Below are 13,664 nucleotides of genomic sequence, written 5' to 3' on the forward strand. Positions count from 1 at the left end.
CCCTCGGCGGCGCTGGCGCTTCGCGCCGGGCGCGCACCGGCCGTGTCTTCATCCTGGCAACAAACTCCGGGGGAGGGCCGGAGGCCCCGGGGGCGGCGCCCCCGGACCCGAGCCGCGCGCGGAGGCGCGGCGAGAGGGGAAACGCGAAAGGGCCCGGCTCGGCCGGGCCCTTTCTCCGTCGGATCGCTTGCGCGACGCGACCGTGCGGATCAGTTCGGGATCTCGCCCGTCAGGCCCTCGACGTAGAAGTCCATCCCGAGGAGCGTGCCGTCGTCGGCTGTCTCGCCCTCGGCGAGCCAGGCGGTGCCGTCCTGCCGGTTGATCGGGCCGGTGAAGGGATGGTACTCGCCCGCCCGGATCGACTCCATCAGCGCCGTCGCCGAGGCGCGGACCTCCTCGGGGATCGCCTCCGTCATCTCGCCGATCACGACCATTCCGTCGTCCATGCCTTCCCAGGTGTCCGACTGCTGCCAGGTGCCCTCCATCGCCTCGCCGACGCGGCGGACGTAGTAGGGGCCCCAGTTGTCGATGATCGACGACAGCCGCGGCTCGGGCGCGAACTGGATCATGTCCGAGGCCTGCCCGAAGGTGTAGACCCCGCCCGCCTCCTGCGCCGCGGATTGCGGCGCGGTCGAGTCGGTGTGCTGCAGGATCACGTCGGCGCCTGCATCGATCAGCGCCTGCGCCGCGTCGGCCTCGACCGCGGGGTCGAACCAGGTATAGGCCCAGATGACGCGGAACTCGACGTCCGGGTTCACCTCGCGCGCATGGATGAAGGCCGAGTTGATGCCGCGGATCACTTCCGGGATCGGGTAGGAGGCGATGTAGCCCACGATGTTGCTCTCGGTCATGTGGCCCGCGATGTGACCGATGACCGCCCGGCCCTCGTAGAAGCGTGCCGAGTAGGTGGAGACGTTCGGATGCTCGCGCTGGTAGCCCGTGGCGTGCTCGAAATAGACCTCGGGGAAGCGGCCCGCCGCCGCGTTCGTGGCCTCGCCGTAGCCGAAGGAGGTGGTGAAGATCATGTCGGCGCCGTTCAGGATCATCTGGGTGATGACCCGCTCGGCGTCGGCGCCCTCGGGAACGCTCTCGGCGTAGACGGTGTCGACCGCGTCGCCGAAGGCCTCCTCGACCGCGAGGCGGCCCTGGTCGTGGGTCCAGGTCCAGCCGTAGTCGCCGATCGGGCCGACATAGACGAAGCCGACGGTGAAGGGATCGTCCTGCCCGATGGCCGGTGCGGCGGCGAGGCCCGCTGCGGCGACCGCCGTCGCCAGGAGTGTTCTGCGTGTCGTCATCTCTCTCAATCCTCCGTGTTGGGATCTTCAGTAGTCTGTCCGGGTGTGGTGCCGTCGCGGGCACGGGGCGGGGCCGCGCCCCGGCCGCCCTCCATCAGGGCGGCGGTGATCAGGCCGGCGGGCACGGCGATCACGCCGAAGCCGACCATCAGCACGAGGCCGGTGAACAGGCGCCCGCCCACCGTCACCGGGTAGACGTCGCCGTAGCCGACCGTCGTGAGTGTCGCGAGCGCCCACCAGAGGCTCGCGGGGATCGAGCCGAAGGCCTCGGGCTGGGCGAGGTGCTCGAAGTGGTAGATGCCCACCGCCGAGAGATAGAGGATCACCGAGGCGATGAGCAGGAAGATCAGAAGCTCGGCGCGCACCTTCTCGAAGGCGTCCGAGATGCGGTCGAGCGCCCGGTTCGCCTTGAAGAGCTTGAGGATGCGCAGGAGCCGCACGAGGCGCATCGCGCGGATCGTGGCGAGGTCCGGAAACAGGAACAGGACGGCCGGAACCACCGCGACGAAGTCGACGATCCCCCAGAAGCTGAAGGCATAGCCGAGCGGCCGGGGCGCGCAGGTCAGCCGCAGGAGATACTCGACGGCGAAGACCGCGAGAATGGTCATCTCGACCATCCGCAGCATCTCGTGCGTCTCCTCGGACAGGCCGGGCATCGTCTCGACCGCGATGACGAGCGAGGAGGCGACGATCAGCCCGTAGATGACCAGCGCCACGCCGCGCCCGACACGGGCATGGGTGCCGTCGAGGACGTCGATGATCTCGCTCCGTCGCATCCGCACCCCTAGCCGCTTGCATGGAACACCTTGCCAAGCGCCGCGGGCGCGTTCAACGCGGCACGCGCGCGGTCCGACGAGATGAGGACGAGGACGAGGATCGTCACGATGTAGGGCGAGGCGTCGAGGAGCGCGACCGGCACCCCCACCTCCGCCGCCTGGAGCCGGAGCTGCAGCACCGAGATCCCCCCGAAGAGGTAGGCCCCGAAAAGCACGCGCCAGGGCTTCCACGAGGCGAAGACGACGAGGGCGAGCGCGATCCATCCCGCGCCCGCGGTCATGCCCTCGATCCAGTTCTGCACGCGGGCGACCGACAGGAAGGCGCCGCCGAGCCCCGCGCAGGCGCCGCCGAAGAGGATGGCGAGGATGCGGATGCGGATGACCTTGTAGCCGAGCGCATGGGCGGCATCGTGGCTCTCGCCCACGGCGCGCAGGATGAGGCCGGTGCGCGTGTGGGCCAGCACGTACCAGACCGCGGCCACGATCAGGACCGAGACGTAGATCATCGGCGAATGGCCGAAGAGGATGGGCCCCGCCACCGGGATCTCCTGCATCGCCTGCGGGAAGAGGTCGGGCGAGGAGGGCACGGGCTGCCCGGGATAGCCCACGCCCAGAAGCGCGGCGAGACCGATCCCGAAGAGCGTCAGCGCAAGCCCCGTCGCCACCTGGTTCGAGAGGAGATACTGCGTGAGCACGGCAAAGAGCAGCGACAGCACCATGCCCCCAGCCATGCCGGCGAGGAAGGCGAGCAGGATCGAGCCCGTCTCGACCGCCGTGATGAAGGCCGTGACCGCGCCGATGATCATCATCCCCTCGACGCCGAGGTTGAGCACGCCCGACTTCTCGACCACCAGCTCGCCGATGGCGGCCAGAAGGACCGGCGTGGAGGCCACGATGAGCGCGACGATCAGGGTGACGGGATCGATGATCATGGCAGGGCCTCCGGGCTGTCGTCGCCGTATCCGAGCCATGCGAGAAGCAGCGCGACGGCCGCGAGGAAGGCGGCGCAGAGCCGATCGGACCCCGTGATCGCGCGCCGGTCGCTCATGTCGCCGCCTCCCGTGCCCACCTGACGCGGTAGTTCGACAGGACGTCGAGCGCGAGGAGGAAGAAGAGGAGCATCCCCTGGAAGGCCTGGATCGCCGGGGCGGGGATGCCGAGCATGAGCTGCGCCAGCTCCCCGCCGATGTAGGTCAGCGCCATGAGGAGCCCCGCGAAGAGGATGCCGACGGGATGCAGCCGCCCGAGGAAGGCCACGATGATCGCGGTGAAGCCGTAGCCCACGTTGAAGTCGATGGAGATCTGCCCCGCGGGCCCCGAGACCTCGAAGAGCCCCGCCGCCCCCGCCAGCGCCCCCGAGATGCCGAGGCAGAGCAGCACCAGCCGATTCGCGTTCACCCCCGAGAAGCGCGCCGCCCGCGGCGCCTGTCCCGCCAGCCGGATCTGGTAGCCCAGCACGTGCCGGTTCAGGAGGACGTAGGCCGCGATCACCGCGACGAAGGCCGCGAGGACGCCCCAGTGCATCCCCGTGCCCGCGATCAGCTCGGGATTGTCCGTGCCCGGATGCCGCGAGAGGTTCCGGCTGCCGGGAAAGCCCATCGCGTCGGGGTTCCTGAGCCAGCTCGTCGCGGCGGAAGCGAGGATCGCCTCGGCCACATAGACGAGCAGGAGCGAGACGAGGATCTCGTTGGTGCGGAAGCGCGTCCTCAGGATGCCCGGGATCATCGCCCAGGCCCATCCGCCGATCAGCCCGGCGATCACCATTCCGGGGAAGATCAACGGGCTTTCGGAGGGATAGAACGCCAGCCCGAAGGCCGCGCCGCAGATCGCGCCGATGATGTACTGCCCCTCGGCCCCGATGTTCCAGATCCCCGCCCGGAAGCCGAGGCTGAGGCCGATCGCGATCAGGATCAGCGGCCCCGCCTTCACCAGGAGCTGCGGGCGCGAGTAGCCCGCGAACTGCTCGGAGAAGAGCGGGTCCCAGAAGATGATGCGGATCGCCGCGAAGGGGTCCTTGCCGAGCAGCGCGAACATGATCCCGCCCGCGATCATCGTCAGGATCACGGCCACCACGGGCGTCGCCGCGCTCCAGAACCGCGAGGGGGTGGGGCGCTTCTCCAGCCGGATCATTGCGCGGCTTCCGCGTTGTCGAGGTCGGGGGCGATGTCCTGCATGTCGTGCGCGCCGCCGAGCATCAGGCCGATCTCCTCCATGCTCAGCCCGCGCGCGGGGCGCGGCGCCGACAGCCGCCCCTCGTTCAGCGCGCAGAACCGGTCCGAGATCTCCAGTAGCTCGTCGAGATCCTGGCTGATGACGACGACCGCCGCGCCGCCCCCCGCGAGGTCGAGCAGCGCCTGCCGGATCGCCGCCGCCGCCGAGGCGTCGACGCCCCAGGTGGGCTGGTTGACCACGAGCACGTCCGGCGCCTGCAGGATCTCGCGCCCGATGACGTATTTCTGGAGGTTGCCGCCCGAGAGCGCGCGGGCCGCGACATGCGGCCCCGGCGTCCGCACGTCGAAGCGTTCGATGATCTCCTCGGCGAAGGCGCGGGCGCGGCCCCAGCCGACGAAGCCGTTGCGGTCGAGCCCCCGGCGCGTCCGCCCGGTCAGGACCGCGTTCTCGATCAGGCTCATGTCTGGCGCGGCGGCGTGGCCCAGCCGCTCCTCCGGCGCGCAGAGCAGGCCGAGGCGCCGACGCGCCTCGGGCCCCGTGCCGCCGATGGGCGCGCCCCGGAACTCGATCATGCCGGGCGCCACCGGCCGCTCGCCCGAGAGCGCGCCCAGAAGCTCGTCCTGCCCGTTGCCCGCGACGCCGCCGATGCCGAGCACCTCGCCCGCCCGGACCTCGAGCCCGACATGCCGGAGCGGCGTGCCGAAGGGCGAGGCGGGGTCCAGCGACAAGCCCGAGACGCGCAGCAGCACCTCCCCCGGCTCCGCCGCCTCGCGCGCGGGCACGGCCAGCGACTTGCCCACCATCATCTCCGCCATCTCGGCCGCCGAGACCTCGCGCGGCGTGCAGCTCGCCACCACGCGGCCGAGGCGCAGGATCGTGGCCGCGTCGCAGAGCGTCCGGATCTCCTCGAGCTTGTGCGAGATGTAGAGGATCGCCGTCCCCTCCGACGACAGCTTGCGCAGCGTGTGGAACAGGATTTCCACCTCCTGCGGGGTCAGCACGCTCGTCGGCTCGTCCATGATGAGGAGCTTCGGGTCCTGCAGGAGACAGCGGACGATCTCGACCCGCTGCCGCTCGCCCGCGCTGAGGTCGCCGACCATCCGCTCGGGGTCGAGCGGCAGGCCGTAGGCGCGGCTGACGTCGTGGATGCGGCGGGCGAGGTCGCGGGGCCTGGGCGGGTTCTCCATGCCCAGCGCGATGTTCTCGGCCACGCTCAGCGCCTCGAAGAGCGAGAAGTGCTGGAACACCATCGCCACGCCCGAGGCCCGAGCCGCCCGCGGCTCGGCCGGCGCGTAGGGCGCGCCGTTCAGCGTCATCGTGCCGGCATCGGGCCGGACGAGGCCGTAGATCGTCTTGACCAGCGTGGACTTGCCCGCGCCGTTCTCGCCGAGAAGCGCGTGGACCTCGCCCGGCTGAATCGAGAAGGAGACGTCGTCGTTGGCCACGACCCCGGGATAGGCCTTGGTCAGCCCCCTGATCTCGAGGAGCGCCGTCACGTGCCTCCGTTCCCCGTCATCGTCCCCCGTGCGACCGGCCGTGCCGATTCCTTGTGCAATTGCTCTTTCAGTAGCCGTGCGGCGACGCCTACCGCAATGGCTTGCGGGTGCTTGCCCAGCGACGGATCCCCGATCGGGCAGTCGATGCGCGAAATTTCGGCATCCGCGTGACCCATCGCGCCGAGCCGCGTGCGGAACCGCGCCCACTTCGTGCCCGACCCGATCAGCCCGCAGGCGGCGAAGCCGCGCCGGAGCGCCGCGTCGCAGAGCGCGAGGTCGATGTCGTGGGAATAGGTCAGGATCAGGTGGCGCGCCTGCCCCGGCGCATGCGCCATCGCGCGCGGCATGTCGGCCGCGACGAGGCGTGTGACGCCGTCCGGGATCGGCTCCGGGAAGCGGCCCGCGGCCTCGTCGATCCAGGTGACGGCGACCTGCGGCAGCGGCGCCAGCACCTGCGCCAGCGCGCGGCCCACGTGCCCGGCGCCCCAGATCCACACGGGCATGCCTCCACGCCGCTCCAGCCCCTCCGCCGCCTCGAAGGCGAGCGTGACCGCGCCGCCGCAGCACTGCCCGAGCGCGGGGCCGAGCGCCACCTGCCGCTCCGCCCGCGCGCGGCCTGCCTCCAGCATCGCGCGCGCCTCGGCCATCGCCTCCCATTCCAGTGCGCCGCCGCCGATCGTGCCCTCGATCCCCTCCGCCGTCACCAGCATCTGCGCGCCCGCCTCGCGCGGGACCGAGCCGCGCGTCGCGACCACGGTGACGCGGATGCCCCTCGTCATGGCGCCCCGGCGCGCGCCCGGTTGACGGCGGCCAGCACCGCCTCCGGCGTCGCGGGCGCGCGGAGGTCGGGAAAGCCCGGTCCGCAGGACGCGCAGGCCTGCCCCAGCGCCGAGAACACGCTGATCCCCAGCATGAAGGGCGGCTCGCCCACGGCCTTGGAGCGATAGACCGTCTCCTCCCGGTTCTCGCCGTCCCAGAGCGCGACGTTGAAGACGCGCGGCCGGTCGGAACAGGCGGGGATCTTGTAGGTCGAGGGCGCATGCGTCCTGAGCCGCCCCGCCGTGTCCCAGACCAGTTCCTCCATCGTCAGCCAGCCCGCGCCCTGCACGAAGCCGCCCTCGATCTGCCCGATGTCGAGCGCGGGGTTCAGCGAGCGCCCGCAATCGTGGATCACGTCCGTGCGCAGGATGCGGTTCTCGCCGGTCAGCGTGTCGATCACCACCTCCGAACAGGCGACGCTGTAGGCGAAGTAGAAGAAGGGCCGCCCGCGCCCCCGGATGCGGTCCCACTCGATCTTCGGCGTCCGGTAGAAGCCCGTGGCGCTCAGCGACACGCGCGCCATGTAGGTCTTCGTCACCGCCTCCTCGAAGGACATCTCCGCCCCGTTGGCGCGCAGCATCCCGTCGGCGAAGACGACCGCGCCCGGCTCGGCCTGCAACTCGGGCGCCACGACCCCGGCGATCCGCGCCCGGATCTCGTCGCAGGCGGCCTGCACCGCCATGCCGTTGAGGTCGCTCCCCGAGCTTGCCGCCGTGGCCGAGGTGTTCGGCACCTTGCCGGTATCGGTCGCGGTGATCTTCACCCGCTCCAGCCCCACGCCGAAGCGGTCGGCGGCGACTTGCGCGACCTTCTGGAACAGGCCCTGTCCCATCTCGGTCCCGCCGTGGTTCATGTGGATCGAGCCGTCCTGGTAGACATGCACCAGCGCGCCCGCCTGGTTCAGGTGCGTCAGCGTGAAGGAGATGCCGAACTTCACCGGCGTCACCGCGATCCCGCGTTTCAGGATGTCGTTCCGCGCGTTCCAGTCCGCCACGCGGGCCTTGCGCGCCGCGACCTCGGCCTCCCGCTCCAGCCGCTCCGTCATGGCGTGGAGGATGAAGTCCTCGACCTCCATCCCGTAGGGAGTCGTGTTGCCGCCCGGGTCGACCGGAACGGGCGAATGCGCCCCGCCATAGCGCGCGGACGTGCCGCCGCCCGTCTCCATCCGGACCGAGCCGCGCCCCGCCAGATCGGCGGTGTCGAGCGGCTGCCCCTTCATCTTTCCCGAAATACGCGACCCGTCGCCCGCCACGGGCGCCTCGGCGTAGTAGTTGCGCCTGCGCACCTCCAGCGGATCGAGGCCGAGCGCATGGGCCACGTGGTCCATCGCGCGCTCGATCCCGACCATGCCCTGCGGCCCGCCGAAGCCGCGGAAGGCCGTGGCGCTCTGGGTGTTCGTCTTCAGCCGGTGCGAGGTGATGCGCACATGCGGCAGGAGATAGGCGTTGTCGGCATGGAGCATCGCGCGGTCGGCGACCGGCAGGCTCAGGTCCATGGACCAGCCGCAGCGGACCATCTGCACGAAGTCGACCCCGAGGATGCGCCCGTCGGGTTCCACCCCCACGCGGTAGGCGATCCGCGCGTCATGGCGCTTGCCCGTGACCACGAAGTCGTCGTCCCGGTCGTAGCGCATCTTGGCGGGCCGCCCGGTGCGCGCGGCGACGACGGCGCAGGCGATGGCGAGGTGGTTGCCCTGGCTCTCCTTGCCGCCGAAGCCGCCGCCCATGCGCCGGACCTCGACCCGGACGGCGTGCATCGGCCGGCCGATGGCGTCGGCGACCTTGTGCTGGATCTCGGTCGGGTGCTGGGAGGACGACATGACGACCATGTCGCCCCCCTCCTGCGGCAGGACGAGGGCGGCCTGGCCCTCGAGATAGAAATGCTCCTGCCCGCCGATCTCGACGCTGCCCTCGATGACGCGGGGCGCGCGCGCCAGCGCCGCGTCCACGTCGCCCTTGGCGTAGATGCGGGGGCCCTCCTCGAAGATCGAGCCCGCCGCCAGCGCCTCGTCGATCGTCAGGATCGGCGTCTCCTCCTCGATCTCGACGACGGCCAGCGCCGCGGCTTTCCGGGCGAGGAGGTGGCTCTCGGCCGCAACGAGAAAGAGGGGCTGGCCCGCGTAATGGATGGTCCCGTCGCTCAGCAGCGGCTCGTCATGGGCCGAGGGCGAGCAGTCGGGGATCGGGTCGAAGTCTTTCCCCGACAGGACCATGACCACGCCCGGCGCGGCCTTCGCCGCCGCGAGGTCGAGGCGCACGAGCCGCCCCTTCGCCACCTTCGACAGGCCGAAGGCGAGGTGCAGGCAGTCGGACGGCACCGGAATGTCGTCGACGTAGCGCGCCGAGCCGGTGACATGCAGGGGCGCGGCGTCGTGGGGCAGGGTTTTCGCGACGCTCATGCCTCGACCTCCAGCACCGAGACCGCCCGCCCCGACATCTCGTGGAAGTAGCGCAGGAGCATGTTGCCCGCCGTCTCGAGGCGGTAGGCGCTCGACGCCCGCATGTCGGTCAGTGGGGTGAAGTCCCGTGCGAAGGCGTCCCGCGCCGCCGTCACGGTTTCGAGCGTCCACGGGCTCCCCACCAGCGCAGCCTCGACATGCGCGGCCCGCTTCGGCACGCCGGCCATGCCGCCGAAGGCGATGCGCGCCGCCGTGACGGCGCCGTCCTCGACGGTCACGGCGAAGGCGCCGCAGACCGCCGAGATGTCCTGGTCGAAGCGTTTCGAAAGCTTGTAGACGCGCAGGCGGTCGGGCTGGACGGGGAAGGACACGGCCTCGACGAATTCGCCGGGGTCGCGGTCCTGCCTGCCGTAGTCGAGGAAGAAGTCCTCGAGCGGCAGGCTGCGCCGCGTGTCGCCCTTGCGCAGGTGGAGCGTCGCGCCGAGCGCGATCAGCGCGGGCGGGCTGTCGCCGATGGGCGAGCCGTTGGCGATGTTGCCGCCCAGGGTCGCGGCGTTCCTGACCTGCACGGAGCCGTAGCGACGGATCATCTCGGCGAGGCTGGGGTGACGGTCGGCGACGAAGGCGCCGAACTCGGTGAGATTTGTCATCGCCCCGACGCGAATTGTTTCGCTATCGGCGACAATTCCGCTCAGATCGGTCACATTGTTCAGGAAGCAGACGGGGGCGAGATCGCGCAGCGACTTGGTCACCCAGAGGCCCACATCCGTCGCGCCGGCGATGAGCGTGGCATCCGGGTTCGCCGCGTACCATGCGGCGAGCTCGTCCGAACCGGTTGGCGCGGCGGGGGGCCGACTGCCCCCCGCACCCCCCGTGCGTATTTCCGGAAAGATGAAGGACGGGTCGCGGAGCGCCTCGGCATCGGCGCGCATCCATTCGGGCACCGGCTCGGCGGCGGCGGCCTCGGCCGCGCGCAGGATGGGTGCGTAGCCCGTGCAGCGGCAGAGGTTGCCGGCGAGCTGGTCGTCGAAATCGGTGCGTCGGTTCAGGTGCGCGACCGCCATCGAGACGACGAAGCCCGGCGTGCAGAAGCCGCACTGGGAGCCGTGATGCGCGACCATCGCGCGCTGGACCGGGTGCAACGCCCCCCCGGGGCCCGCGATGCCCTCGACCGTGCGCACCGCGCGACCCTGAAGCTGCGGCAGGAACAGGATGCAGGCATTGAGCGCGCGCGACCCGTTCGCGTCGGTCACCATCACGGTGCAGGCGCCGCAATCGCCCTCGTTGCAGCCCTCCTTGGTGCCCGTGAGGCGCTTTTTCTCGCGCAGCCAGTCGAGGAGCGTCGTGGTGGGCGACGCGTCCACCTCCTGCGGTTCCCCGTTCAGAAGAAACCGGATCGTCATGGGATCTCATCCGCCGCGTTACCTGATCTGGGGTGGTCGTCCCGCGCTCGATGCGGCGTAGAGCGCGGCCCCGTCTGTCCTGTCCGACCGCGTGTCAGAAAAGCGGTTGGTGCGGCCCATTGCAAGCCCGCGCTGATGCCCGGTCGCGCGGTTGCCCGGTTTCCGGGCGGTCAGGGCCGGTCGATGAGCGCGCCGAGGAGGTCGGGGAGGAACCGGCCCGCGTCCGCGTCGAAGATGCGGAAGTCGGCGGCGAAGCCCCAGACGCACCAGCCCATGCCGAGGCGTTCCGCCTCGCGCCGGACATGGCCGGTCCAGGCGGCGCGGGTGGCGGGCTCGGCCGCGCGGAAGACGCCGAATTCGCCGAGGAGGATCGGCGCCTCCGTGCCCTTGGCCGCGGCCTCGAGGTCGCGGGAGACCGCGGCGCCGCCGGTCTCGGGACGCCAGGCGCGGGCGGGAAGCGGCCCCTGCGCGGTCCAGGGGGCGAGCTGGTGGGTCATCTCGTAGGGGGCGTAGTAGTGGAAGGAATGCAGGATGCGCGCGTCGGGCCGGGGCAGGGCGGCAAGCTCGGAGGCCGCGGCCCAGTTTCCGCCCTCGAGCACCAGCCAGCGGTCGGGATGCCCCGCGCGGATGAGCGGGATCACCGCCTCGAAAAGGCGCACCGCGTCCGCCGTGGTCAGGGCGCCGGTGGGCTCGTTCAGGAGCTCGAGGATCAGGCCCTCGGGTCGGCCGCGCCAGTGCGCCGCAAGCTCGGCCCAGATGGCGCGGAAGGTGGCGGCATGCGCGTCCGGATCGGCCATGAGCGCCTCGAAATGATGCAGCACGACGATGACCCGAAGGCCGCGCGCGAGGGCGGCGTCGATCATGGCGTCGGCGCGCGCGAGGAGCTGCGGGTCGATCCGGCCGTCCCACCCGTCCGAGAAGCGTACGGGCAGGCGCACCGTGTCGAAGCCCGCCGCCGCGATGGCGTCGAGATGGGCGGGCGTGATCTCGGGGCCCCAGACCTCGCCGCGCGGTGCCTCGAGGAAGTTCGACAGGTTCACGCAGCGCTCGACGGGGTTGGCCGACGCAACGGAAGGCAGGAGCGCCAGCGCGATCCACAAGATCGTGTGGCGACAGGCTTCCCAAGCGCCTCGGCCTCTCCTAACCTCCATTCCCATGGCCTCCCCGCGATTCATCCATCTGCGCGTCCACACCGAGTATTCCCTGCTCGAGGGCGCGATGCGCGTGAAAAAGCTGCCGGGGCTCGTGGCGAAGGCGGGGATGCCGGCCGTCGCCGTGACCGACACGAACAACATGTTCTGCGCGCTGGAGTTCTCGGAGACGGCGGCGAAGGCGGGCGTGCAGCCGATCCTCGGCTGCTAGATCGACGTGGACCACATGCCGGTCCGGCCCGGCGAGAACCCCAATCCCTATGCCGCGCTCGTCCTCCTGGTGCAGGACGAGACGGGATACCGGAACCTGCTCAAGCTGAACTCCTGCCTCTATCTGCGGGGCGACGGGACGCTGCCGCATGTCACGCTCGAGGAGCTGGAGGCGCATGGCGCGGGGCTGATCTGCCTGACGGGCGGGCCGGAGGGGCCGGTGGGCCGGGCGCTCCGGGCGGGTTCGGAGGCGCGGGCGCGCGCGCTGCTGGAGCGGCTGTCGGCGATCTATCCCGGCCGGCTCTACGTGGAGCTCCAGCGCCATCCGGGCGAGGGCGCCTTGGCCGAGGCCGAGCGCCGGACCGAGCGCGGGCACGTCGAGCTCGCCTATGCCCTCGGCCTGCCGCTCGTCGCCACGAACGACGTCTATTTCCCCGACCCGGGCATGTACGCCGCCCACGACGCGATGATCTGCATCGCTCAAGGCGCCTATGTCGACCAGTCCGAGCCGCGCCGGAGGCTCACCTCGCAGCACTGCTTCAAGTCGCCCGAGGAGATGGCCGCGCTGTTCGCCGACCTGCCGGAGGCGATCGAGAACACCGTCGAGATCGCGCGGCGCTGCGCCTTCCGGGCGCGGACGCACGACCCGATCCTGCCGCGCTTCGCCGAGAACGAGGTGGAGGAGTTGCGCCGCCAGGCGCGCGAGGGGCTGGAGGCGCGGCTCGCCGTCATCCCGCACGCCGCGCCGGTGGAGGAGTATCGCAAGCGCCTCGACTTCGAGCTCGGCATCATCGAGGGGATGGGGTTTCCCGGCTACTTCCTCATCGTCGCCGACTTCATCAAGTGGGCGAAGGACCATGACATCCCGGTGGGGCCGGGGCGCGGCTCGGGCGCGGGCAGCCTCGTGGCCTATGCACTGACGATCACCGACCTCGACCCCTTGCGCTACTCGCTCCTCTTCGAGCGCTTCCTGAACCCCGAGCGGGTCTCGATGCCGGACTTCGACATCGACTTCTGCATGGACCGGCGGGAGGAGGTCATCCGCTACGTGCAGGAGAAGTACGGCCGCGACCGGGTGGGGCAGATCATCACCTTCGGCGCGCTCCTGTCCAAGGCGGCGGTGCGCGATGTCGGCCGCGTGCTGCAGATGCCCTTCGGGCAGGTCGACAAGCTGTCAAAGATGATCCCGCTCGAGGGCGTGAAGCCCGTTTCCATCGAGCAGGCCATCGCCCAGGAAGAGCGCATCCGCAACGAGATGATCGAGACCGAGCAGGACCGCCGCGAGGGCCGCGAGAACCCGGTTCGCCGCCTCTTCGACTATGCCGGCAAGATCGAGGGGCTGCTCAGGAACGCCTCGACGCACGCCGCGGGGGTGGTGATCGGGGACCGCCCGCTCGACGAGCTGGTGCCGCTCTACCGCGATCCGCGCTCGGACATGCCGGCCACCCAGTTCAACATGAAGTGGGTCGAGCCCGCGGGCCTGGTGAAGTTCGACTTCCTCGGCCTCAAGACGCTGACGGTGATCCAGAACGCGATCGAGCTGATCCACGGCGGCGGGCGGGCGCTGCACGAGGCGGCGGACGGGCGGCGCCTCTACGACCCGCCGGCGGGCGCGGAGAACGAGATCAACGCGATCCCGCTCGACGATCCGGCGACCTACGAGCTCTACGCCTCGGCCAAGACTGTCGCGGTCTTCCAGGTGGAAAGCTCGGGCATGATGTCGGCGCTGATGCAGATGAAGCCCACCTGCATCGAGGACATCGTGGCGCTCGTGGCGCTCTACCGTCCCGGCCCGATGGAGAACATCCCGAAATACTGCCAGGTCAAGAACGGCCTGTCGGAGCGCGACTACCTCCACCCCTCCGTCGACCACATCCTCGACGAGACGCAGGGCATCATCGTCTACCAGGAGCAGGTGATGGAGATCGCCCGCGAGATCGGAAG

The 13,664-nt window shown here is 70.8% G+C and carries 9 protein-coding genes and 1 pseudogene; 1 reads left to right on the top strand and 9 read right to left on the bottom strand.

Annotation, left to right across the window (positions count from 1 at the left end; translation table 11 throughout):
* Positions 1-209: 209 nt before the first annotated feature.
* The 9 genes from ACTS11_RS18480 to ACTS11_RS18520 all read right to left on the bottom strand — a co-directional run bounded on the left by ACTS11_RS18480 (position 210) and on the right by ACTS11_RS18520 (position 11,459).
* The gene (locus ACTS11_RS18480) at positions 210-1,295 is read right to left on the bottom strand and encodes a BMP family ABC transporter substrate-binding protein (protein ID WP_442641757.1); all 1,086 of its coding nucleotides are present in this window, start codon (positions 1,293-1,295) and stop codon (positions 210-212) included.
* A gap of 5 nt (positions 1,296-1,300) precedes the next feature.
* Positions 1,301-2,071 (bottom strand): ion transporter, encoded by a 771-nt coding sequence (locus tag ACTS11_RS18485; RefSeq protein WP_442641758.1) that lies wholly within the window; start codon positions 2,069-2,071, stop codon positions 1,301-1,303.
* Between the two features lie 8 nt (positions 2,072-2,079).
* On the bottom strand, positions 2,080-3,003 hold the full coding sequence (locus tag ACTS11_RS18490; RefSeq protein WP_442641759.1) for an ABC transporter permease: 924 nt from the start codon (positions 3,001-3,003) through the stop codon (positions 2,080-2,082).
* 112 nt (positions 3,004-3,115) lie between these two features.
* The gene (locus ACTS11_RS18495) at positions 3,116-4,201 is read right to left on the bottom strand and encodes an ABC transporter permease (protein WP_442641760.1); all 1,086 of its coding nucleotides are present in this window, start codon (positions 4,199-4,201) and stop codon (positions 3,116-3,118) included.
* Positions 4,198-5,739, bottom strand: a complete 1,542-nt coding sequence (locus tag ACTS11_RS18500) for an ABC transporter ATP-binding protein (RefSeq protein WP_442641761.1) — start codon at positions 5,737-5,739, stop codon at positions 4,198-4,200. The genes ACTS11_RS18495 and ACTS11_RS18500 overlap by 4 nt, the downstream gene beginning before the upstream one ends.
* Positions 5,736-6,518, bottom strand: coding sequence for a xanthine dehydrogenase accessory protein XdhC (gene xdhC, locus ACTS11_RS18505; protein WP_442641762.1), 783 nt, complete (start codon positions 6,516-6,518; stop codon positions 5,736-5,738). Before xdhC ends, ACTS11_RS18500 begins: the two co-directional genes overlap by 4 nt.
* Positions 6,515-8,956 carry a xanthine dehydrogenase molybdopterin binding subunit gene (gene xdhB / locus ACTS11_RS18510; RefSeq protein WP_442641763.1) on the bottom strand — a complete coding sequence of 814 codons (2,442 nt, stop codon included), beginning with the start codon at positions 8,954-8,956 and terminating at the stop codon, positions 6,515-6,517. The genes xdhC and xdhB overlap by 4 nt, the downstream gene beginning before the upstream one ends.
* Positions 8,953-10,359 (bottom strand): xanthine dehydrogenase small subunit, encoded by a 1,407-nt coding sequence (gene xdhA, locus ACTS11_RS18515; protein ID WP_442641764.1) that lies wholly within the window; start codon positions 10,357-10,359, stop codon positions 8,953-8,955. The genes xdhB and xdhA overlap by 4 nt, the downstream gene beginning before the upstream one ends.
* 170 nt (positions 10,360-10,529) lie before the next feature.
* Positions 10,530-11,459 (bottom strand): glycoside hydrolase family 5 protein, encoded by a 930-nt coding sequence (locus tag ACTS11_RS18520; RefSeq protein ID WP_442641765.1) that lies wholly within the window; start codon positions 11,457-11,459, stop codon positions 10,530-10,532.
* 55 nt (positions 11,460-11,514) lie between these two features.
* Between ACTS11_RS18520 and dnaE the strand changes: the two are divergent.
* A pseudogene (gene dnaE / locus ACTS11_RS18525) lies at positions 11,515-13,664 on the top strand (DNA polymerase III subunit alpha); the annotation flags it as partial.

The sequence above is a fragment of the Roseicyclus sp. genome (assembly GCF_052168335.1).
Classification (GTDB): Bacteria; Pseudomonadota; Alphaproteobacteria; order Rhodobacterales; family Rhodobacteraceae; genus Roseibacterium.

Coding starts and splice junctions, on each gene's coding strand:
- xdhB (WP_442641763.1), bottom strand. CDS start 8,956: ATGAGCGTCGCGAAAACCCTGCCCCACGACGCCGCGCCCCTGCATGTC.
- ACTS11_RS18490 (WP_442641759.1), bottom strand. CDS start 3,003: ATGATCATCGATCCCGTCACCCTGATCGTCGCGCTCATCGTGGCCTCC.
- ACTS11_RS18485 (WP_442641758.1), bottom strand. CDS start 2,071: ATGCGACGGAGCGAGATCATCGACGTCCTCGACGGCACCCATGCCCGT.
- ACTS11_RS18495 (WP_442641760.1), bottom strand. CDS start 4,201: ATGATCCGGCTGGAGAAGCGCCCCACCCCCTCGCGGTTCTGGAGCGCG.
- ACTS11_RS18480 (WP_442641757.1), bottom strand. CDS start 1,295: ATGACGACACGCAGAACACTCCTGGCGACGGCGGTCGCCGCAGCGGGC.
- xdhC (WP_442641762.1), bottom strand. CDS start 6,518: ATGACGAGGGGCATCCGCGTCACCGTGGTCGCGACGCGCGGCTCGGTC.
- xdhA (WP_442641764.1), bottom strand. CDS start 10,359: ATGACGATCCGGTTTCTTCTGAACGGGGAACCGCAGGAGGTGGACGCG.